This is a genomic window from Aliikangiella coralliicola, assembly GCF_007004725.1.
Classification (GTDB): domain Bacteria; phylum Pseudomonadota; class Gammaproteobacteria; order Enterobacterales; family Kangiellaceae; genus Aliikangiella; species Aliikangiella coralliicola.
The window spans coordinates 382,166-405,017 of the sequence record NZ_ML660167.1 but is presented as its reverse complement, the minus strand read 5'-3'; the positions used below and the strand labels follow the sequence as shown (position 1 = coordinate 405,017).

6 protein-coding genes are annotated in these 22,852 nt (G+C 44.1%); all 6 read left to right on the top strand.

Features of this window, described 5'->3' with window-relative positions:
- The first annotated feature begins 63 nt into the window (after positions 1-63).
- The 6 genes from FLL46_RS19005 to FLL46_RS18980 all read left to right on the top strand — a co-directional run bounded on the left by FLL46_RS19005 (position 64) and on the right by FLL46_RS18980 (position 22,608).
- Complete coding sequence (locus tag FLL46_RS19005) at positions 64-14,079, top strand: SDR family NAD(P)-dependent oxidoreductase (RefSeq protein ID WP_142932920.1); 14,016 nt, start codon at positions 64-66, stop codon at positions 14,077-14,079.
- A 177-nt stretch (positions 14,080-14,256) separates the two neighbouring features.
- Positions 14,257-18,381, top strand: a complete 4,125-nt coding sequence (locus tag FLL46_RS19000; RefSeq protein WP_142932919.1) for an SDR family NAD(P)-dependent oxidoreductase — start codon at positions 14,257-14,259, stop codon at positions 18,379-18,381.
- A gap of 437 nt (positions 18,382-18,818) precedes the next feature.
- Complete coding sequence (locus FLL46_RS18995; protein ID WP_142932918.1) at positions 18,819-19,526, top strand: MBL fold metallo-hydrolase; 708 nt, start codon at positions 18,819-18,821, stop codon at positions 19,524-19,526.
- Positions 19,527-19,738: 212 nt separating this feature from the next.
- Positions 19,739-20,998 carry a hydroxymethylglutaryl-CoA synthase family protein gene (locus FLL46_RS18990; protein WP_142932917.1) on the top strand — a complete coding sequence of 420 codons (1,260 nt, stop codon included), beginning with the start codon at positions 19,739-19,741 and terminating at the stop codon, positions 20,996-20,998.
- On the top strand, positions 20,986-21,774 hold the full coding sequence (locus FLL46_RS18985; protein ID WP_142932916.1) for an enoyl-CoA hydratase/isomerase: 789 nt from the start codon (positions 20,986-20,988) through the stop codon (positions 21,772-21,774). The genes FLL46_RS18990 and FLL46_RS18985 overlap by 13 nt, the downstream gene beginning before the upstream one ends.
- An 84-nt stretch (positions 21,775-21,858) precedes the next feature.
- Entirely contained in the window at positions 21,859-22,608 is a 750-nt protein-coding gene (locus tag FLL46_RS18980; RefSeq protein ID WP_142932915.1) for a polyketide synthase, read from the top strand.
- Positions 22,609-22,852: the final 244 nt, after the last annotated feature.

Below are 22,852 nucleotides of genomic sequence, written 5' to 3'. Positions count from 1 at the left end.
TTAAGTCAAAAGTGTTAACCAATCATTGATACGAAATAGAAATTCCAGATAGCGAGCAGCAAAATGATAGATTTTATAGAATACGTAGTTTCAGAATTAAAAAGTAAGCGACTATCAAAAAATAACGCGCTAGCACTTGTTAAGCAGTTTTCTCTGAACTCAAATGCTTCAGCCAAAGCAAGTGCCATTCATCCGCTATTACAGATTAATACCTCCGATTTAAGCCAGCAGAGTTACGGTTCTACTTTTACTGGAGACGAATTCTTCCTGGCTGATCATCAGGTGAGCATGAGGTCAGGGCAACAGTCGGAGGCAACAGCAAACAGTGTGTTGCCGGGAGTGGCTTATCTGGAAATGGCCCGTGTTGCCATTGAGCAAGCAATGCCGGAGCAATCTGAGTCAACCATTTTAGAGCTACGCAATATCGTTTGGTTACAACCTATCGTTGTGGCTGAACCAAAGGATGTCGCAATCGCGCTATTTGTCGACGAGGCCGATGGTTCAGAGTCATCGCCTGGCTCTTATGACGAACAACTCGAGTACGAAGTATACAGTTCGGCAAGTGAAGACAGTGACCAGGAATTAATTCATTGTCAGGGCCAGGCAGCATACGTCAACTTAGGCTCGCCGCAAAAACTCAACATTGAGCAACTCAAAAATGAAATGCAGCGGGGACAACTCGATGCCGATTCCATTTATACCGCGTATAACAATATGGGGCTCAATTATGGCGCAGCTCATCAAGGGGTTTCAGCCATTTACCAGGGCGAAAATCAGTTACTCGCTAAACTACATTTGCCCACCAGTGTTGAGTCCACACAAAATGAGTATATCCTTCATCCCAGTGTGATGGACAGTGCACTACAATCGACCCTTGGCTTAGTTGACGATATTAATCAAATCCCTGACCAGCCGTCTTTGCCATTCGCGTTAGGCGCCATTCGCATTTTTTCGCCTTGTACTTCACAAATGTTTGCCTGGGTACGTTATTCCGAAGGCGCTAAGCCAGATGACAGGATCACCAAGTTGGACATTGACCTTTGTGATGAGCAAGGGCAGGTATGTATACAAATCAGAGAGTTTACTTCGCGAGTATTAAATACTGACATTCCCAATGAAACCAATATTGCTTCAACTGCGAGCAACGGTATTTTACTCGCCACACCGCAATGGAAAGCAAGCCAAATTGACGCGGCTAATCAACCGAAAGCGGCTGCACAAACATCGATTGAACAACAAACCGTTATGGTTTGCGGATTGGCTGATGTTCAAGTCGGTCGGCTTGAAAAGCAGCTCGATAAAATGGGTGTTAAAAACCGATGTGTGTCGTTAAAAACTTCTCAACAGCACAATATTGCAGAGGATTATCATACCGTCGCATTAGCCTGTTTTGAGCAGGTAAAAGAACAATTAAAACAAAAGAAGAAGGGAACAACGCTGATCCAGATTGTCATCGCCAATGACCCGACGCTGACGCTTTGTACCGGATTAACTGGTTTACTGAAAACGGCCTCTCAGGAAAATCCGCACCTTGTGGGTCAAATTATTTTAACTGACTCGACTCTCAGCGAGGTGGAACTAGCCGGCCGGCTGACGGACGAGAGCGCCAGAATCGAAGATTCGGTGATAAAGTATGAAGATAACAAACGCTATGTCCTCAATTGGGATGAACTCGACCAGTCTTCATCACAAAACTCACAGCCAACAATTACTTTTAAGGACAATGGTGCTTATTTAATTACTGGCGGTCTTGGTGGTCTCGGAATACTGTTTGCCGAGGAAATTCTTCGCCAAACCACCCGAGCAAAAATTATATTCACAGGCCGTTCTGCATTAACTTCATCAAAACAATCGCTGTTAAACGCATTAATTGAACGGGTTGATAATGGTGCGAGCATTGATCAACTCACGTATCAACAACTAGACATTAGTGATCTGAAAAAGACTCAACAGTGTGTCAGCGATATCGTTAGTGATTTACAACAAAGCGAACAGCAGCTCAGCGGTATCATTCACTGTGCAGGGATGATTATTGATAACTTTATTCTGAAAAAAGAGAGTGAAGAATTTAGCCAGGTGTTGAAGCCGAAGGTTAGCGGCACTTATAACCTGGATCTGGCGTGTAAAGACATTGATTTAGACTTTATGGTGTTGTTTTCGTCCGGGGTAGCGGCTTTAGGCAACGTGGGTCAGGCTGATTACGCAACAGCGAATGGATTTATGGATCAATTTGCGGCCTATCGCAATCAGCAGGTCAAAAATAATCAGCGACGGGGACAAACTTTATCGATCAATTGGCCATTCTGGGAAGAAGGGGGCATGCAGCTCGATGAGACAACCAGAGCAATGTTGCTACAATCCAGCGGCGTCGTACCCATGCGAACCGACTCTGGTATAAAGGCATTTTATCGTAGTTTAAATTTACGATATTCACAAACTTTAGTAATGGAAGGTGATCTGGCGAGAATACGTCAGATCTTTTCCGCAGAAGCCAGTCAAAATGCCGCATCAAAAGTGTCATTAACGGAGAAGGTGCAATCGTCAACTAAGGACGAATCAGCGGTGAAAACACCGAACGCCGTTACAATTGCTTCACAACAAAGCCAAACTTCAGCTAGCGGTCAACAGACCGTAGATTTGTCAGAGCAAACACAGAGTTATTTACGCAAAGAATTATCGACGCTATTAAAATTACCCTCACACAAGATTGATCCTAAAGCGCCGTTAGAAAATTATGGCATCGATTCAATTTTAGCGATGAACTTAACCAGTCAACTGGAAAAAACTTTTGGGTCTTTATCAAAAACGCTATTTTTCGAATATCAAACTATCAGCGAACTAACGACCTATTTTGTTGAGTCGCATACAGAGCAGCTAGCAACGCTTTTTGATGTCGCCGAAAATGAGAACAATGAGTTAGATTCGCAACAGCCGATGGTTGACGCTTCGGCTTCTTCTTCTGAAACAAAAACAGTTTCCAATCAAAAACGGCTCGCTGGTAAATCCAGGGTAAGTCGCCGTTTCCGTCGTTCAAGCCATTCCGATAATTCCACGGCCGGTTTCAGCGGTGAGTTGCAAACAGTTAATGACGAACCAATCGCAATTATTGGGCTAAGCGGTCGTTATCCTGAATCTCCTGATGTTGACACCTACTGGCAAAATCTGCGCGATGGTAAAGACTGTATCGTTGAAATACCAAAACAGCGCTGGGACTGGCGAGAATACTATAGCGAAGATCCGAAAACCAAAGGCCTACATTCCAGTAAATGGGGAGGCTTCATCGAAGGTGTGGAAGAGTTTGACCCTATCTTCTTTAATATTTCGCCCCGTGAAGCAGAGTATATCGACCCGCAGGAGCGGCTGTTTTTACAGCACGCCTGGATCGCGGTTGAAGATGCAGGTTATACTCGCGCCAGTTTGCAAATGCCCCATGGCAATGCCGCCAGCACAGATACGACCGGGCAGGTAGGTGTTTATGTCGGGGTGATGTATGGGGAATATAATTTATCGGGCAGTTTAGCGAGCATTGCTAACCGGGTTTCGTATGTGCTCAATCTGCATGGTCCGAGTATTACCCTGGATACCATGTGTTCTTCATCGCTAACTGCCATTCATCTTGCCTGTCAGGATTTAAAACAGGGGCGCACCGATCTCGCCATCGCCGGGGGAGTCAATGTCTGTATTCACCCGAATAAATACGAAATGTTGAGTGCAGGGCAATTTATTTCCAGTGATGGTCATTGCCAAAGTTTTGGTGAGGGTGGCGATGGTTATATTCCTGGTGAGGGCGTGGGAAGCGTTATTCTAAAACGGTTATCGGAAGCTAAACGAGACCGCCACAATATTTATGGCGTAATTAAAGGAAGCGCGCTTAACCACGGCGGTAAAACTAACGGTTACACCGTTCCGAACCCACAGGCGCAAGCGAATGCGATTAGCCGGGCATTGATAGAATCAAAAACTGACCCGCGCCATATCAGTTACATTGAAGCCCACGGCACAGGGACAAAGCTGGGCGACCCAATTGAAATCGCTGCTTTGAGTAAAGCGTTTAACGAAAATATACGAGGAATCGATTCGAAACAATCTTCGGCTCAAAACTCGTCGCAAACCAAGCAGTTTTGTTTACTTGGCTCTGCCAAGTCGAACGTTGGACATTGTGAATCTGCGGCGGGAATCGCTGGTATTACCAAGATTCTTCTGCAAATGAAGCACCGCAAGATTGTGCCTTCGCTACATTCAACCCGGCTAAACCCGAATATTCACTTTGAAAATACCCCCTTTATCGTTAATCAGACCTTAAAAGATTGGGAGCAACCGGTTATTGATGGGCGCAAGTTGCCGAGAATTGCTGGAATATCGTCATTCGGCGCCGGTGGTTCTAACGCGCATATCATTGTCGAGGAGTATGATGCGGCCGACAAAATCGATGCCGAGTCAACGTCGAACCTTCAGGTGATTGTGCCTTTATCAGCTAGAACGGTCGACCAACTTAAACAAAAAGCGTGTGATTTGCTCGATTTTATCGAGCAACAAGCGGAGCGTTCCACCCAAAGCCTTAACCTGTCGGCCATGGCGTACACCCTGCAGGTAGGTAGAGAGTCGATGGAAGAAAGACTTGGTTTTATGGCTAATTCCATTGACCAGCTAGCTGAAAAGCTATCAGCTTATGTTGGTGGCGATCAAGAAATCGAAGACGTTTATCAGGGCCAGGTTAAAAGCAACAAAGAAACGCTTTCTCTGTTCACTGCCGACGCTGACTTTGAGGAAACCATCGGCAAGTGGATTGCACGTAAAAAGCTCCCAAAACTACTGGATTTATGGAGCAAAGGTTTCGAATTAGATTGGCATAAACTTTATGGAGAAAATAAACCTTCACGGATTAGTTTACCTACTTATCCGTTTGCAAAGGATAAGTACTGGATCGATCCGATTGTCGGACAATACGCGCCTAAAACAGGTTTAGCGTTACCTAGCGATTTGCCTGAGTCTGGCTCGCGAAAAATGGTTAGCACGGCACTACATCCGTTGTTGCACACTAATACCTCCGATCTCGATCAACAGCGCTACGATACAGTTTTCAGAGGCGACGAAAACTACTTGCAAGCATTTCAATCCGAGCTTAAATTTTTGCCGTCTTTGGTTAGCCTGGAAATGGCCAGAGCGGCGATTGAGTACGCAACACCTTCGCGGCCAGAATCGAGCATCCTTGAATTACATGATGTTGTCTGGGGGCAGCCATTATTCGCGCGTGGTACAGCGACTTCAATTAGCTTAACAACTAATGACAATGGCGATACAGAATTTGACATTTACACACCTGAGCAAGTTGACTTACCAGGCCACGCTTCTCAACCTGAGGTCGTGCACTGTCAGGGGCGGGCGATTTTTGTGCAACAACCTGCACCCGCCAGACTGGATGTTAGCGAACTAAAATCACAGATGGCGTCAATTCAATTAGAAAGTTTGTTAGCCGAAGGTATTTTCGCAGAAGGTATGCTTGCGGAAAAAGGTGTTGTTAGTCAGGCAATCACGGGCTTTTACCGCGGACAAAACCATCGTCTGGCAGAAGTCAGAATGCCAGGGATAGATAAGCAACCTTCTTCGAAACCATTGAGCGATTTTATCGTTAATCCCGAGTTAATGGACGCAGTTGTTCAGACTGCGATGGACCTGGTTGGATTTAGACATTCGTCATCACTTTTATTTGAATTAGATTCAATGCAAATTGTCTTTGGCTGCACTGATGAAATGCACATTTGGGTCCGTCATTCTAAAACTAGTGACTCGTCGGAAAAAATAGCACTAGACGTTGATTTGTGCGACTTACAGGGAAATGTTTGTGTGCAGATGAAAGGGCTATCTCTACGCTCGGTTTCTCTACAATCGGCCCCTCTACAATCAGTACCATTGCAACAGCCGAAAATAGACTCGGCACCTTCAACCATTAATCTGGCTACGCCAAGTAGTAGCTTTACTGCTGTGTCAGAAACAATGGCTAAACCCAATTCTGTGCAGCTGGCGAGTTCTCTCGCGGTAACGGAAGCCATCACTGGCGATCATTCAGTTTCGAAAAGTTTATCGCCACAACCGCTAGTGTCATTGAAAGAAGTGGGGCTAGTAGAAGCTGGACAGGCGAAGTCTCGACAGCAAACGGCAGAAAGTATAATAACACAACCACCAGCTGACGTTGCGGTTAACCCGCCTGCAGCTAACAGGCTTGTGTCTCAACAAACGTCGTCTATAGAAGGTCTGTCTAAGGAGAGTCGGTCTAAAGAAGGACTGTCTAACGAAAGACTGTCTAAAGAGACATTGCAACAACAACTTCAAGTGAGCCTGGCCGAAGCGCTTTACATGGACATCAACGAAATTGATGTTGAAAAGTCCTTTGTTGATTTAGGGTTAGATTCCATCGTCGGGGTGGAATGGGTCAATGCGATTAATAAACAATATGGTCTGACTATCTCCGCAACTCGAGTTTACGACTATTCTAATGTGAAAGAATTGGCTTCGTTTCTGGAAAACGAACTGGAGAAATCAGCTGCTCCTTTACCAGATGATTCGTCAACACAAAACTTAACTGTGGAAGATGCGTCAAGTGCACCGGCAAAAAGCCTGAAACAAACTTCGCCTATCGCATCGGTCACTGCAATATCAGAGCAAAGCGAAACCCAAAGTCAAACCGAGGACTCTGTCCCTACAATTTCAACTGAGCAATTACAGCTCGAGCTGAAAGACAGTCTGGCTGACGCTCTTTATATGAATATTAGTGAAATCGACACCGATAAGTCCTTTGTTGATTTGGGGCTAGACTCGATTGTGGGCGTGGAATGGGTTAAAGCGATCAACAAACAATATGGATTAGAAATTTCAGCGACTCGCGTTTATGACTATTCGAATATTCAGGAACTCGCTAGCTTTTTAGCGAAAGAGCTTGAAAAGAAACCGGCTTCTGCCATCAAGTCAATTGTTGCGTCTGCTGCTACGCAATCTGTTTCGACTAATTCTGCTGTCTCGACTAATTCTGAGGCCGCTGCAGCCATCGCGGAAAAAGCTGAAACCACTACGCCAGTAGTATCGCCAGGTCAGGTTCCATTAATTGATGCTTACCCGGTATTAACCAGACGAAGCAGGGGGAGTCGCTCAGTATCCGCCCATTCTGCGGTATCTACCTTGTCGTCAGGCAAACAGGGTAAAGTACAAAATGAACAAATCAATAACGAAAAAGTCGCTATCATTGGTATGTCCGGCCGATACCCACAAGCTCAAAACTTACAAGAATATTGGGACAATTTGCTCCAGGGTAAAAACGCTATTACTGAAATCCCGTCGTCTCGATGGGATGTGGATCAATATTACGACCCAGATCCAACCAAGCAGGGTAAAGTCTACTGTAAATGGTTAGGTGCTCTGGACGATGTAGATTGTTTTGACCCACTATTTTTCCAAATTTCACCCTCAGAAGCAGAAAGCATGGACCCCCAGCATCGCTTATTTATGCAGGAAGGTTATCGAGCGTTTGAAGATGCAGGATACGCTAACAATAGTTTAAGCAATCAAAAGTGCGGTGTGTACCTCGGGATCATGAGTAGTGAATATTCGTTTTTGCTATCAAATACTAATGTAGAGACTACTGGCAACAGTTTCGCCATCGGCGCGGCCAGAATCGCTTATTATCTGAATTTAAAAGGACCAGCCATTCCAATTGATACTGCATGTTCGTCATCATTAGTGGCGATCCATCTCGGTAGTCAGGCGCTGCTAAACCATGAAATCGATATGGCATTAGCCGGTGGCGTGAGTCTATACCTGTTGCCTGAATCTTATCTTGGTATGTGTCGTGCCGGCATGTTATCACCGGAAGGGCAATGTAAAACTTTCGATAATTCTGCCAACGGCTTTGTGCCTGGTGAAGGGGCCGGTGCAGTTGTCTTAAAGCGTTTAGAAGATGCACAAGCAGATAACGATTTCATTTACGGTGTTATTTTAGGTTCAGGCATTAACCAGGACGGTAAAACCAATGGCATCACTGCGCCAAGTGTTAATAGTCAGATTGAACTGGAGCGCGATTTATATGATAGACACGATATTAATCCTGAGACTATCAGTTACATTGAAACCCATGGTACAGGGACCAAGCTCGGCGATCCAATTGAGCTGGAGGCACTAGCGACTGTATTCAAAGAAAAGACAACCAACAAAAACTACTGTGCTTTGGGCGCAGTAAAAAGCAACATCGGCCATACTTCTGGTGCCGCGGGTGTGGCGAGTGTGCAAAAAGTGTTGTTATCCATGAAACACAAAACGCTGGTGCCAAGCCTGAATGTCAACAAAGAAAATAGTTTGTTTGACTTCGACAGCTCGCCATTTTACATCTCCAGAGAAAAGCAGGACTGGGAAGTGAAACCTGGCACATTGCGTCGCGCAGGCGTCAGTTCTTTCGGCTTTAGCGGAACTAATGCTCATTTGGTCATTGAAGAATATGCGCCGCCAATTTCGACCAATCAAGCGAATATCGAAGCGCTTGATGCTAGCGAAGTCATTATTCCTTTGTCGGCCAGAACTGAAAAACAGTTGCAGCAAAAAGCACGCGATTTATTGGCGTTCATCACATCGTCAAATGAGTCAGAGCAACCACTGAGTTTGCGTTCTATGGCCTACACTTTGCAGGTGGGCAGAAGCGCCATGAAAGAGCGCCTGGGATTTGTGGTTAACTCGATTGAACAATTAACCGAAAAACTCCAGCAGGTTGTTAGTGGATCCCATACTGAGCGCTCGGTCAACGGTGTTTTTCAAGGGCAGGTAACGCGCGACAAAGAAACCTTATCACTGTTTACCGCAGATGCTGATTTGCGTGAAACGATTGATAAATGGATTAGTCAGAAAAAACTGTCGAAACTAGCTGACCTATGGGTAAAAGGGTTGGAGCTGGATTGGAACAAGTTGTATTCCGAAAACCGCGAACAACCAAGCAAACCAAAACGCGTTAGTCTTCCGACTTACCCTTTTGCAAAAGAGCGTTATTGGGTTGAATCTTCCGCTGTCGATGCACCATCACCTTCTACACCGAGGTCGTTGAGTCAACAAGGAGAAACTGTTTCAGCAAACAAAAATGCGAGCCGAGAGCAAGCTGACAATGTGCTGCAACTGGTAGAGAAAAAGCAAAAAGTGCTGTTTTCGCCAAGTTGGAACAAACAACCGCTTAATGTGGCGGAAGAGCAACAGACATTAACGGGTTCCATACTGATTTTGGCTGAAACTGATGAGCTTTTTTCAAAGATGAAAAAGCAGTTAAAGGCCGAAAATCGCTTTAAATTCAGCGACGATATTCAACAAAAAGACGCGATTGTCTGGGTGAAACCTGGAGAGGCATACCAAAAAACTTCGCGAAATACTTTTGTGGTGAATCCGCTGCAAGAAAAAGATTTTGAGCAGTTGGTCGGAACGCTGCAGAATACAAGTCGGTTGCCGTCTTATATCATTCACCACGGCTTTACTGATGATATTTTTACTGACAATACTGTCAGCAAAAATATTCTTAACGATAATATTGCTAAAGGACTTAACGCGGGAATTTATTCCCTGTTTAATTTGTCTAAGTCTTTAATTAAACAAAAGCATCAAACTTCAGTTCAATTTTTGTCGGTTTTTGCAACCAGTTCCACAGGCGCGCCACTTAATACTGCGCTCGGTGGTTTTTACAAAACTTTAACTCTGGAAAATCCAAAGTATCTGGGTAAAGTGTTAGAGCTCCAACATATGATGCTGGACCTGGCGAGTGAAAAAGCTGGCGCGATACATAACGAGCAACTCGACCTTATTTTCAATGAGCTGACCGATAAAAATTGGAGAACGGCTGAGGTTCGTTATCAACAGCTTGAGGAAAAATCTCGATATGATCGTTATGTTAAAAATTTCGAGTCTTATCCATTAACCGAGGCTTCTGCTGAAACCAAAATAGCAGCGTTACCGCTGAAGCAAAACGGCGTTTACATTATTACTGGTGGACTCGGTGGACTAGGATTTATCTTCAGTAAATATTTAGCGAAAAACTTCCAGGCTCGATTAGTCTTAGTCGGTCGGTCTGCGCTGAAAAATGCTCAAGAGGAAAAGATTAATCAACTGAAATCTCACGGCGCAGAAATCCTTTATATTCAGGCTGATGTGTTTTCTCAGGAAGATATGGATTCGGTTGTTAGTCGAGCTAAAGCGAGATTTTCAAATATTAACGGCGTAATTCACAGTGCCGGCGTCAATCGTGATTCGTTTATTCTTAAGAAAACCAACCAGGAAATCGACGCGGTTATCACACCGAAAGTTTATGGCACTATTAACCTCGATCGAGCGACACAAAACGAGCCGCTCGATTGCTTTGTCCTGTTTTCATCAGTCGCCGGCGCATTAGGTAATGCTGGGCAATGTGACTACGCTTACGCGAACCATTTCCTGGATGCTTTTGCCCAAACCCGTGAAAGCCTCAGAAGCACACATGCGCGTTTCGGTAAAACCCTGTCAATTAATTGGCCGCTCTGGTTAGAAGGAGGCATGACAATTGGTCAAAACGAAATTGCGTTAAACGAAAGTCAGGCGGGAATGAGTCCGTTACCGACAGAAGCAGGAATTCAATATTGGGAAGAATTACTTTCGTTGGACTTAACTCAAGGCCTCGCGCTCTATGGAACGCCCTCCAAAATAAGCGCGTATGTGGCGCAACAATCAGCCGCAGGTGGTGGCGCTGAAAGAATTGCTGTTGATACCATCGGTGCTGAGTCCGGGTTGGACCGAGCTGTCGACCTGGCAATGTTGGAAGAGAAAACTCAGGCCTACCTCAAAGGTTTAATCGGTGAAGAAATTAAGCTGTCGCCGGAACAAATTGACCCATTAGAGAGTTTCGACGTTTATGGCATTGACTCGATTATTATTGGGCGATTGAACGCGAAGTTGGAGCAACATCTGGGTGAATTACCGAAGACGTTATTTTATCAGTACGAAACGGTTGAAGAGTTTACTCAGTATTTAACCCAAGAGTCACAACAAGCGCTAATACTGCATTTTGCGTTGTCCGATTCGGCGGATAAAGCCACTTCAGAAAGCGCTTCAGAAACCTCTCAATCTCAAATTGACAGCCAGGCCGCGGATAATCAAGCCGCTAATGAATTACAGAGCGCAAATCTACAAACTTCAATTCAGCCGGCTTCACCCATTAGTCAGCCAGAATCGATTGCGATTATCGGTGTACACGGATATTACCCGCAATCTGAAAACCTGGATGATTATTGGGAGAACTTAAAACAAGGCAAAGATCTGGTGGAGTTAGTTCCCGCCAATCGATGGGATTTTGAGGAATTTTTTGACGCAGATCCTGATAAAGCGGCAGAAGGAAAAATATATTGTAAATGGGGGAGCTTTCTGAATGATTTTGACAAGTTTGACCCATCGTTCTTTAATCTGACGACGCAAGAAGCAAAAATTATCGACCCACAGGAGCGTCTGTTTTTGCAATCGGTTTGGGCGACAATTGAAGATGCTGGTTACACCGTTGATAGTCTGAAAAAGCGCTACCCGAAGGCAAAAAGTGCTGATGTTGGTGTGTTTGCCGGTGTTACTACCAATTCTTATCATTTACTCACGCCTGAGGAGTGGAGCCGGGGAAATATGGTTTCGCCGAGCGCATTACCCTGGTCGATCGCCAACCGGGTTTCCTATTTCTTTGATTTCCAGGGGCCAAGTATGCCGGTTGATACTGCCTGCTCGTCGTCGCTGGTTGCACTGCATTTAGCTTGTGAAAGTCTGAACCGACAAGAATGCCAGGTTGCTGTTGCCGGTGGTGTTAATCTGTATTTACACCCGTCAAAGTATCAATCATTTTGTTCCAGACGCATGGTTTCACAACAGGGTAAAAACTGTAGTTTTGGTGCCGGTGATGACGGTTTTGTGCCGGGAGAAGGTGTTGGCACTTTGTTACTTAAACCGCTCAGTAAAGCAAAAGCAGATGGCGACCACATTTATGGTGTAATTGCTGCCAGCGCTTACGATCATAGTGGACGCTCGAATGGTTACTCAGCACCTAACCCTAATTCTCAGGCGAGTTTAATTGAAAATACGCTGCGAAAAGCACAAATTCATCCTGAGTCTATCAGTTATGTTGAGGGACACGGCACTGGAACCCAACTAGGAGACAGTCTGGAAATTGTGTCTTTGACTCAAGCCTTCCAAAAGCAGACTACCAAAAAGAACTATTGCCCGGTTGGCTCGGTTAAAGCGAATATCGGACACTCAGAATCAGCGGCTGGTGTAGCCGGCGTCGCGAAAATTCTTCTGCAGATGAAACATCAACAATTGGTGCCAAGTATTCATTGTGAGGAAATTAATCCAAATATTGATTTTGACGATTCGCCATTTCACTTGCAGCGCGACTTAACTCATTGGGAGGCATCGCCCAATCACCCGAGACGAGCAATGATCAACTCCTTTGGAGCCGGTGGTGTTAATGCCTGTGTAATTTTGGAAGAGCATTGTGACGCCGTTGAATCTGTAACTCAAAACAAAGCTGGCGAAGGCAACAACGCGAGCGAAGTCAGCGCGGCAAAAGAAAACTCAGCTGTTGCAGAAGTTGTTAATAATCAATCCCACTTGTTTATCCTGTCAGCGAAAAATGCCGACGCGCTGCGCGAGTACGCTGACCGACTATTGGATTATATCAACAAAACAGAAAGCGTTGATTTAGCTAACTTGTGTTATACCCTGCAAATCGGTCGTCAGCCAATGGCCGAAAGGCTGGCTATTGTTGTCTCTGAAGTGAAAGAGTTAGTTAGCCAGCTAAGCGGTTGGCGACAAAGAAAGCCGGTTGCCAATATTTATCGCGGCAGTCTCGATCCTCGCCAGGGTAAAAAGCGATTGGCGAAGGGTAAAGAGGAAGCATTATTGCAAGAAATGTTCGAATCCCAAAACTTAACGGCGCTGGCTGATAAATGGACGCAAGGTGAAGTGATTGATTGGGAAAGGCTTTATACAAATGCCGAACTGTCTGAAATTTCCGCCAGTGAGCTTTCTGGAAAAACACCCATTAGAATTGCATTACCGACTTATCCTTTTGCAAAAGAACGATGCTGGATATCTGATGATTTGATTCCGGAAAAACGTCTCACAGTTAAGTCAGAAGTTAGCCAATTGCACCCGCTGGTCTCCTACAATTCATCAACATTAAAACAGGTGAGCTTCAGTTCTGCTTTGTCAGATGACGAGTTTTACGCGTTGGAACATCGAGTCAATGGCGAAAAAATATTCCCTGGTGCAGGCTTTATGGAGATGGCGTGCATTGCCGGCAATATTGCCGGAGAGCAACGAGTCGCGAAAATTAAAGATATCGTCTGGATCCATCCGTTGAGCTTTAGCAATGGACCACAACTGGTTCAGACGTTTATGAAGACGATAGGGAATAGCACTGAATATGAAATAACTTCACTGGATGAGGAAAACGAAAGAATTGTACATTCTGAAGGTCGGTTATTCTTCGAAGCGGATCTGCAGGCGGATAGTATTGTTGATAACCAGAAAGAAACGACTTTTTCTATTCAGCAACTTAAATCTCAGTGTTCGGCGCCACAGAATGGAAATTTATATTACGAAAACTTTAAGTCCTTCGGTTTCGATTATGGTCCCGCTTTTCAGGCAATTGAGGCGTTCTATGTCAATGATAATTTTGCCTTGTCTCAGCTGAAGATTGCTGATTATTTGAAAGCAGATTTCGACCAATATATTTTGCACCCTTGCATTATCGACAGCGCGTTACAAACGGTTGTGGGCTTAATCGGACGACTTGAATCAGGCACACCTTATTTGCCATTTGCGCTGGATGAAGTTGAAATTATTCGCCCGATAACTCATAACTGTTATGCCTATGTTGAGTCGGCCGATACTGAAGGCCATCAACAAGGCGACTTTAAAAAGTTTAATATCCAACTGCTGAATGAACGTGGCGAAGTGCTGGTGCGGATGAAAGATTTTTACGTTAGAGCGCTAACCAAAGAACCGGATCAATCAGGTGGCGTTGATAATTTTGAGTTAGTGGAATCCTAAATCGAAAAAATAATCCAATGGCAAGATCAAACAATGGCTAGATTAGACCGTCATGAAGATTTTAGCCATTGAAACTTTAGCCACTGAAATTTTTAGCCCCAGGGATTTTAGGTCATTAAGACTGAAAGCAGCACGAGATCAATAACACAAACATATAAGATTTTACGGGATCGATAAATGACAAATGCAGCATCACAATCAACAGCAAAAGATTATCCTGTTGGCGTGTTTAATTCTGTCTTTACAGGCAATGAAGCCTTTTTAGCGGACCATATTATTCAAGGGAAAAAAATTCTGCCTGGAATGGCGTACCTGGAAATATCCAGAGCTGCGGTTGCCGCTTCTGTGTCACTGAGTGACAAGCATATGATTGTGTTAAGTGACAGTATTTTTGTTAACGCTCTGGTGGTAACTAAAAAGTGTTCCCTTGAAGTCAAAGTTTACCCTGGTGCTGCAGGAGAATTTGGGGTTGAAGTTAGTACGGAATTAGGTGTCCACTTTCAAAGTAAAGCGCAAATTATAGAGAGACCAGAGCAACCTTACCTTGACCTGGATACGCTTAATCAAGATTGTGCCGCGTCCGGGCCGACTAAACAACAATTTTATACCGGGTTCAAAAACAGAGAAGTGAATTTGGGACCCAGTCATCGTGGTGTAGAGTTAATCAAACTCGGCGACGGTTGTGCATTAGTAAAGTTATCGATTCCCGGTTCGAGTAGCCGAGGCATGGCGATGGACCCAGGCATGCTGGACAGTGTTATTCAGGGTGGCGTTGCTTTGTCGAGTAATGAAGAAGCTAACGTGGTTCCGTTTGCGGTAATGAAAACGCAGGTTTTCGCGCCGCTTGTTGATGAGATGTATGTGCATGTGGTTAAGACGGAGGAGGGGCTGGACTATACCGTCAGTGATGAATCCGGTGAAATTAAGGTCATTATCAATGGTTTTCTCACGCGAGAAATTGACCTCAATGCTCAACAAGATCAACTGGTTTTCTACAAACCTGAATGGAACACATCAAGCGATGAGAAAGACAAATTTGCTTCAGAAGAACACAGTCAGAATGTTACCGTCATTAGTGACTCAACGGACTATGACAATCTGGTTAAATCGGTTTTTGATGTGTCGCAAAAACTAATTAATGATAAAACTGAAGGGCACGTAATTGAGGTACATATCCCGGCAGATAAACCTGAATGGCAAGGGATCATTGCACAGTTAAAAACGGTTTCGCTAGAATATCCAAAAATTAGTTATCGCATGAAAGTCGGCGACCAACTAAAGACGCTCACTTACAGTACACAAAAATTGCCTGGTACAACAACCTACAATTGGCCAGATAGTAAAACGGTTTTAATTACCGGCGGTCTCGGTGGGCTAGGATTAATTTTCGCACAAGACATTGCTAAAAATAGTCAGGGCAATCACTTAATTCTGGTGGGGAGAAGCGAGTTAGATTCTTCATCGCGAGCTTCCATTCAGCAACTAGAGGATTTAGGCGCCAAAGTGGATTATGTGCGTTGCGATATTTCGAAAGATAAGGATGTTGCTGCCGTGATTTCGAAATACCCAGACATTAGCGGTGTCATTCACGGGTCGGGGATTATCCGCGATAATTTTATCCATAAAAAATCGAAGGATGAAATAGCACCTGTATTAGCGCCCAAGGTTAAAGGTCTTGCTAATCTGGACGAAGCGACCGCTAGTTATAAACTGGACTTTTTTATTGCCTTGTCATCCATTGCCGGCACTCTCGGTAATGCAGGGCAGATAGATTATGCTGCTGCCAATGGTTTTATGGACGCCTACATTCAGGAGCGAGCACGACAGGTTGAGAGCGGACAACGCCAGGGTAAAAGTATCAGCATTAACTGGCCTCTTTGGGAAAGCGGTGGTATGAAAATTGACGAGGCGACCACGCAAAATTTATTGCAGGTCTATAAAATTAAACCGCTACCCACCGAGGAGGGGGTCACTGCATTAAAGCAGATTATTGCCAGTGAGCATCAGCAATTAGTCGTTGTGTACGGCCAGAAAAAATCGATAGCAACGCTGTTTGAATCTAAGCCGTCTGAATCGAATAAAAATGAAAAGACTCAGCTACAAAAACAACAGCAGAAAAATGGCGAGGAAGACGAATCGGGGATTGAAACTAGTAAGTTGAGCAAGGAAATTCTGCAAGAAGTCAGGTTACAGACCGCCGAGCATCTTAAACTTCGCCCCAACCAGTTAGATGATACTGCAGACTGGGCGGTATTTGGTTTTGACTCGATTTTGCTATCTAGTTTTGTTAATCGTTTTAACACTCATTTTGACTTAAACCTGATGCCGACAGTGATGTTCGAAGCCACCAACATGGAATTGTTCAGCCAATACCTGGCGAATAAACACGGTGATGAGATGGCGAAAAAATTGGCATTGAACGGTAATAAAAAGCCGGCTGATAAAAGGGCTAAAAGTTCGCGCAAAATGCCAGATCCAGGCAAGCAAAAAGAGTCTAGTTCGCAGCAACCAGACCCATTGAAAATTAGCGCTTTCGCCCAGGGATTCAAAAAATCTTATAAATCGAGCATCAGGTACAGCGATAAGGATATCGCGATTGTTGGTATGAGCTGTCGAATTGCCGGTGCCACTAATCCAGATGAATTCTGGGAAATGCTTGATCAGGGGAAAGACATGATCAGTGAAATCCCATCGGATCGATGGGACTGGCGTGACTATCCGGGCGTTAGTAAATGGGGATCATTTATCGATGATGTGGATAAATTTGATTCCCTGTTTTTCGGCATCTCTCCGGCAGAAGCCATGTATATGAACCCCGAGCAGCGTTTAATGATGCAATACGTGTGGGAATGCGTCGAAAATGCCGGTTGTGGTGGCGACGACATTAAAGGTAACAGTACCGGGCTCTTTATCGGTTGCGGGCCTAGCGGTTATTCCTCATTACTTCACGGATTGCCGATAGAAGCTTATTCGGCAACAGGAACCGTTTCGTCAGTTGGCCCTAACCGTATTAGCTATCTAATGGATTGGCACGGCCCAAGTAATCCAATCGATACCGCGTGTAGTAGTGCATTGGTGGCGTTACACCGCGCAGTGGAAGTTATTCGCTCAGGACAATGTGAGCAGGCGATTGCTGGCGGCGTTAATTTGCTACTGGCGCCCGATGGCTACATCAGCTTCGCCAAATCAGGCATGTTGTGTGAGGACGGCCGTTGCAAAACATTTTCAGATAAAGCCAACGGATATGTGAGAGGAGAGGGAATAGGCATGTTGATGCTTAAGCCGCTCAAAGCTGCAATACGCGATAACAACACTATTTATGCTTTGGTGAAGGGGTCAGCTGAAAATCACGGTGGGCGCACCAACTCTTTGACTGCGCCGAATCCCAAGTCACAAGCCGCAGTCATTAAACAGGCAGTTAAAGATGCGGGGATTGACTTCAGCCGCGTGAGTTACATTGAGTGTCATGGGACGGGCACTGAGTTGGGCGATCCCGTTGAAATTAACGGTCTTAAGTCGGTTGCAGCTGAACTTCTCGACGGTGAGCAAAATGGTGAGCAGACCTGCAAACTTGGCAGTATTAAGTCGAATATTGGACATTTAGAATATGGCGCCGGTGTTGTTGGTCTGATTAAAGTTATCTTGCAAATGCGACATAAAAAGATAGCGAAAAGCCTGCATTGCGAAAATTTAAATCCGTATATAGATTTGAGCGGAACACCGTTTGAAATAGCCCAAACCGAGAGTGACTGGGAAGTACCTGAAGGGCTGGCGAGAACGGCTGGTGTGAGTAGTTTCGGTTTCGGTGGAGTTAATGCACACGTCATCCTTGAAGAGTTCGAACAACCAATAGTGGATGTCGATGGAGAAGAAAGTGAAGGCGAAAACCAGTCTCAGCTTTTGGTCATTTCGGCTAAAAACGAAGATAGTCTGATTGATTATGTGGCACAATTTCCATCGTATATCGAAAACCTGCGGGATGAGCACGCCACGTTAAAGAATGTCGCCTATACCTTACAGACCGGACGAGCCGAAATGCAAGAGCGTTTAGTCTTTGTCGCCGATTCTTTCGACGAGTGGACCGAGCAGTTGAATAGCTTTTTACAAGAAAAAGGCAAGATTTATAATAGAAAAATTTACCGAGGTAGTGTTAAACTAAGTGCAGCCGACAATCTCGAAATCGGCGACACCCAAGCCGGTAAAGATTATATTAAGCAGTTAATTGCAACCAACGAATCCGAAAAGTTAGCCGAGTTATGGGTTAAAGGCACTCAAATTGACTGGCAAAGTTTGCATGGGTGAAATGTAGATTGTCGCTGACGCTCACGTATGGGGAGTGCAGGTACAAGATTAACGGTAATAATGAATTCAATATTGAAGATTACAATGGCCGAAACCGGTTAGACACCACCAAGTGTGGCCTTATCGAAATTAAGCGTGCGTCATTTCGGGGTTGATATTCATTAACCGAAGTCTCATGCGTGAGACGGAAGATTGGTTTGAGCACGGAAGATTGATTTGAGCACAGAAGGCTAAAAATTGAATGGAACACCAAACATGTTCATCGGAATGTTTTAGTTTGCAAGAGTTAACACTTTAGAACTAATTTTCAATCTACGATTGAGATTAAAAAGCAAGATTAATAAAAACAAATTTAGTAAAAATGAAACTAATAAATCTGACAGGATAATCAGGTTAAATAAAAAATAGTCATTACATATAAATTGGGTAGTATCGAAATGAATGGAAGTTTTATAGATTTCAGGCACAAGGAGCTGACACCGCAAGTAACTGTGCTAAAAATGTCGCATCAGTTTATGATTAATTACAATTACCTTGTGGTTGATCCCATCACCCGTGAAGCGGTTGTGGTGGACCCTGCCTGGCAAATTGAAAAAGTTGATCAGGCGCTAGCTGACGCTCAAGCGACATTGAGTGGTATCTTGTTAACGCATTCTCACCTTGACCATGTTCATTTGTCTAAACCATTGGCGGCTAAATATAATTGCCCCATATGGATGTCGCACGAAGAAATCGACGCTTCCGGTTATCGAGCCGACCAGTTGGTTGGAATTGACGAGTCTCCATGGATTGTGGGCAAAATGAAAATTCAGCCGATTTTAACGCCGGGACATACGCCGGGCTGCATTTGTTATCAAATTTCGGATAATTTGTTTACTGGTGATGTTTTATTTGCCGAAGGTTGTGGTATCTGCCCGGACACCGAGGCTGCTTACGATATGTATACCAGTCTCGATCATCTAAAAAGAGTGCTTAAACCCCACACTCGAATATTTCCTGGTCATTCCTATGGAAGACAACCAGGGCGAATATTTTCGCAAGTATTACAGGAAAATATTTACCTGCAATTCAGGGATAAAGAATCGTTTGCCGCGTTTCGTTTAAGAAGCGGCCAAAATAAATCGAAGATGTTTAATTTTCGATAGTGGGCCGCAAGTCGTTTTTCTCCAGAATATTTTTCGGATAAATCAAAGACTGGCAGCCAATTAAATTAGCCCTTCGAATGGGCTAATTTATAAAACATAAAATAGGTAAGAAACAAAAATACTGCGAAGTGAGCAGCACTATTTTAACGCCTGAATTTTACAGACGAATTTTAGTAAGAAATATTTTTAACTTTAAACATTAGGAAATACTTATGAGATTAGCTGGAATTGAAGCCATGAATGTATTCGCCGGCACCGCCTACTTAAATGTAGAAAAGCTGGCAGAACACCGTAACCTGGACACAACTCGTTTCGAAAATTTATTGATGAAGGAAAAAACTGTCGCGTTACCTTATGAAGATCCCATTACCTATGCGGTAAATGCGGCCAAACCAATTGTTGATGCGCTAAGTCCAGAAGAAAAAGATCGAATTGAAATGGTCATTACCTGTACCGAGTCTTCTTTCGACTTTGGTAAATCGATGAGTACTTATTGTCACGACTTACTCGGATTAAATCGAAATTGTCGTTTGTTTGAATTAAAAAATGCATGCTACTCAGGTGTTGCCGGCATTCAAAATGCGGTGAATTTTATCCTGTCACAAGTTTCACCTGGCGCGAAAGTATTGGTTATCGCCACAGATCTTTCTCGATTTATGGATGAGGAAGGCGGCGAAGGATTAACAGCCGAGTGGTCTTTTGCAGAGCCAAGCGGCGGTTCCGGTGCCGTCGCCATGTTGATCAGTGATAAGCCATACATATTCCAGGTTGATGTGGGCGCCAATGGTTATTATGGATATGAAGTCATGGACACCTGCCGACCAACTGCCGATACCGATGCCGGTGATTCGGACTTGTCTTTACTGTCTTATCTCGATTGCTGTGAGAACGCATTCTTAGAATATAAAAAACGCGTTGAAGGTGCTGACTTTGCTGAAAGCTTTACTTATTTAGCCTATCACACACCTTTCGGCGGCATGGTAAAGGGGGCTCATCGTAATATGATGCGTAAATTAATTAAATCTAAGCCGCAGGCGATTGAGGAAGACTTTGAGCGACGAGTAATGCCTGGTATGAATTATTGTCAACGTGTCGGCAACATTATGGGAGCAACTACCGCACTCGCCTTGGCCAGCACCATCGACAACGGTCGGTTCGAAACGCCACAGCGGGTTGGCGTTTTTTCTTACGGCTCAGGCTGTTGTTCAGAATTCTTCAGTGGCGTTATTGGTAAAGAAGGTCAGGAAAGATTACATGCCATGAAAATTAGCGAGCAGTTCGACAAAAGACATGAATTAACAATGGAAGAATACGACAATCTTTTAATCGGCAGTAACGCAGTAAAGTTTGGTACTCGTAACGTTGTTTTAGATTCTAGCTTTATCCCGCAAGCTCGCAGTGCACAAGGTAAAGAAGTATTGTTTTTGAAAGAAATCAAAGAATTTCATCGGGAGTACGAATGGGTATCTTAATGGACACGGCAGCCTATGAAACGCTTCGAGTCAGGTTTGAAGAAGATATCTGTTTTATTCAGATTTACCGACCTGATGCAAACAACACAATCAACGACCGTTTGATCGAAGAGTTCAGTCAGGTTTTAGATCATTGTGACACGGCGGCAAAGATTGTTGTGTTAGAAGGTTTGCCGGAAGTATTTTGTTTCGGCGCCGACTTTCAAGGCCTACAACAAAGTGTTGAACAAGAGAGCAGCCAAGAACAAAACCCGGAACCTTTATACGACTTGTGGCTCAAATTAGCTTCCGGTCCATACATCACTATCGCCCATGTGAGGGGAAAAGCCAACGCAGGCGGCATCGGTTTTGTCGCTGCTTGTGATGTGGTGCTGAGTGAACGACAGGCCGTTTATAGTTTGTCAGAGTTACTTTTCGGTTTAATGCCTGCGTGTGTTTTGCCGTTTTTAATTCGTCGTATGGGATTTACAAAATCCAATTATATGACGCTGCTAACTCAGCCGATTTCAGCGGAACAAGCTATGGAGTGGGGCTTAGTAGATGCTTGCGAAGAAAAAAGCGAAAATTTATTGCGCAAACATCTGTTAAGGTTGCGACGCCTGAGTAAATCTGGCGTGGCTCGTTACAAACGGTATATGAATGCACTTGATAACGGGTTAGCTGATTCTAAGTCAAAAGCATTAGCGGCAAATATCGAAGTGTTTTCCGATAAAGAAAATTTAGCCAAGATCACCCGTTATGTAACAACGGGTCAATTTCCCTGGGAGGGTGATTGAGATCTGGTATTTTCTAATTAAAGGCTTGTATCAAACGCCAGAAAATAATTGTGTTTTGCAAAAGGGTTAAGTGAGAAAAGTTTTATGTCTGACCAGGTAATTGAACTGACAGAAGTGGATGAAGGAATCATTCAGATTAAGATGCAGGATAAAGTGAATAAAAACACTTTTTCAGATGCATTGACTCAAGGACTAATTGAAGCCTTTGAAACGATAAAGAATCAGCTTCAATATAAGGTTGTTATCTTAACCGGTTTTGATAGCTATTTTGCTAGCGGTGGCACACAAGAAGCGTTACTTTATCTTTCTGATGGAAAGGGTAAGTTCAGTGACACCGATCTTTATAGCCTGGCGTTAAACTGCCCGATTCCGGTAATCTCAGCAATGCAGGGACATGGTATTGGCGGTGGTTTTGTGATGGGATTATTTGCCGACTTTGTAATATTGAGTCGAGAGAGCGTTTATACGACCAACTTTATGAAATATGGTTTTACTCCGGGCATGGGGGCAACTTTTATCCTCCCGCAAAAACTGGGAATTGGACTAGCTGAAGAAATGTTGCTGGCCGCTAAAACTTATCGAGGCGGAGAACTGCAACAGCGCGGTATTCCTTTTCCGGTTTTACCCAGGAGCGAGGTGATGGATTATGCCCTTGACCTGGCAAAGACATTGGCCGAAAAACCTAGAGTGTCGTTGGTCACGTTAAAAGATCACCTGGTCGCTCCGTTGCGAGAAAAACTTCCAGAGATTATTGAGCAAGAAGTCATTATGCACGATAAGACATTTCATCAGCCGGAAGTGAAAGATCGCATCGAGGCATTTTTTGGGCAGTAGGTGTAAATATTCATACAACATAAATTTACATCGCAAACATTAATACATTAAACACTTTTTAAAAGGAACAATTTTACAACAAGCATATTAAATAATAGATGTTACTAAACAAGAGATGTTACTAAACGACAGGCATTACCAAACAATAAAATAAACATCGAAGCACGTAATTTAGAAAAAAGTCCGATAACAATTTTGAAATTTTATCAGGGTAGAATGTCAAAAATTCTCCCTTATTATAATA

Coding starts and splice junctions, on each gene's coding strand:
- FLL46_RS19005 (WP_142932920.1), top strand. CDS start 64: ATGATAGATTTTATAGAATACGTAGTTTCAGAATTAAAAAGTAAGCGA.
- FLL46_RS19000 (WP_142932919.1), top strand. CDS start 14,257: ATGACAAATGCAGCATCACAATCAACAGCAAAAGATTATCCTGTTGGC.
- FLL46_RS18995 (WP_142932918.1), top strand. CDS start 18,819: ATGAATGGAAGTTTTATAGATTTCAGGCACAAGGAGCTGACACCGCAA.
- FLL46_RS18990 (WP_142932917.1), top strand. CDS start 19,739: ATGAGATTAGCTGGAATTGAAGCCATGAATGTATTCGCCGGCACCGCC.
- FLL46_RS18985 (WP_142932916.1), top strand. CDS start 20,986: ATGGGTATCTTAATGGACACGGCAGCCTATGAAACGCTTCGAGTCAGG.
- FLL46_RS18980 (WP_142932915.1), top strand. CDS start 21,859: ATGTCTGACCAGGTAATTGAACTGACAGAAGTGGATGAAGGAATCATT.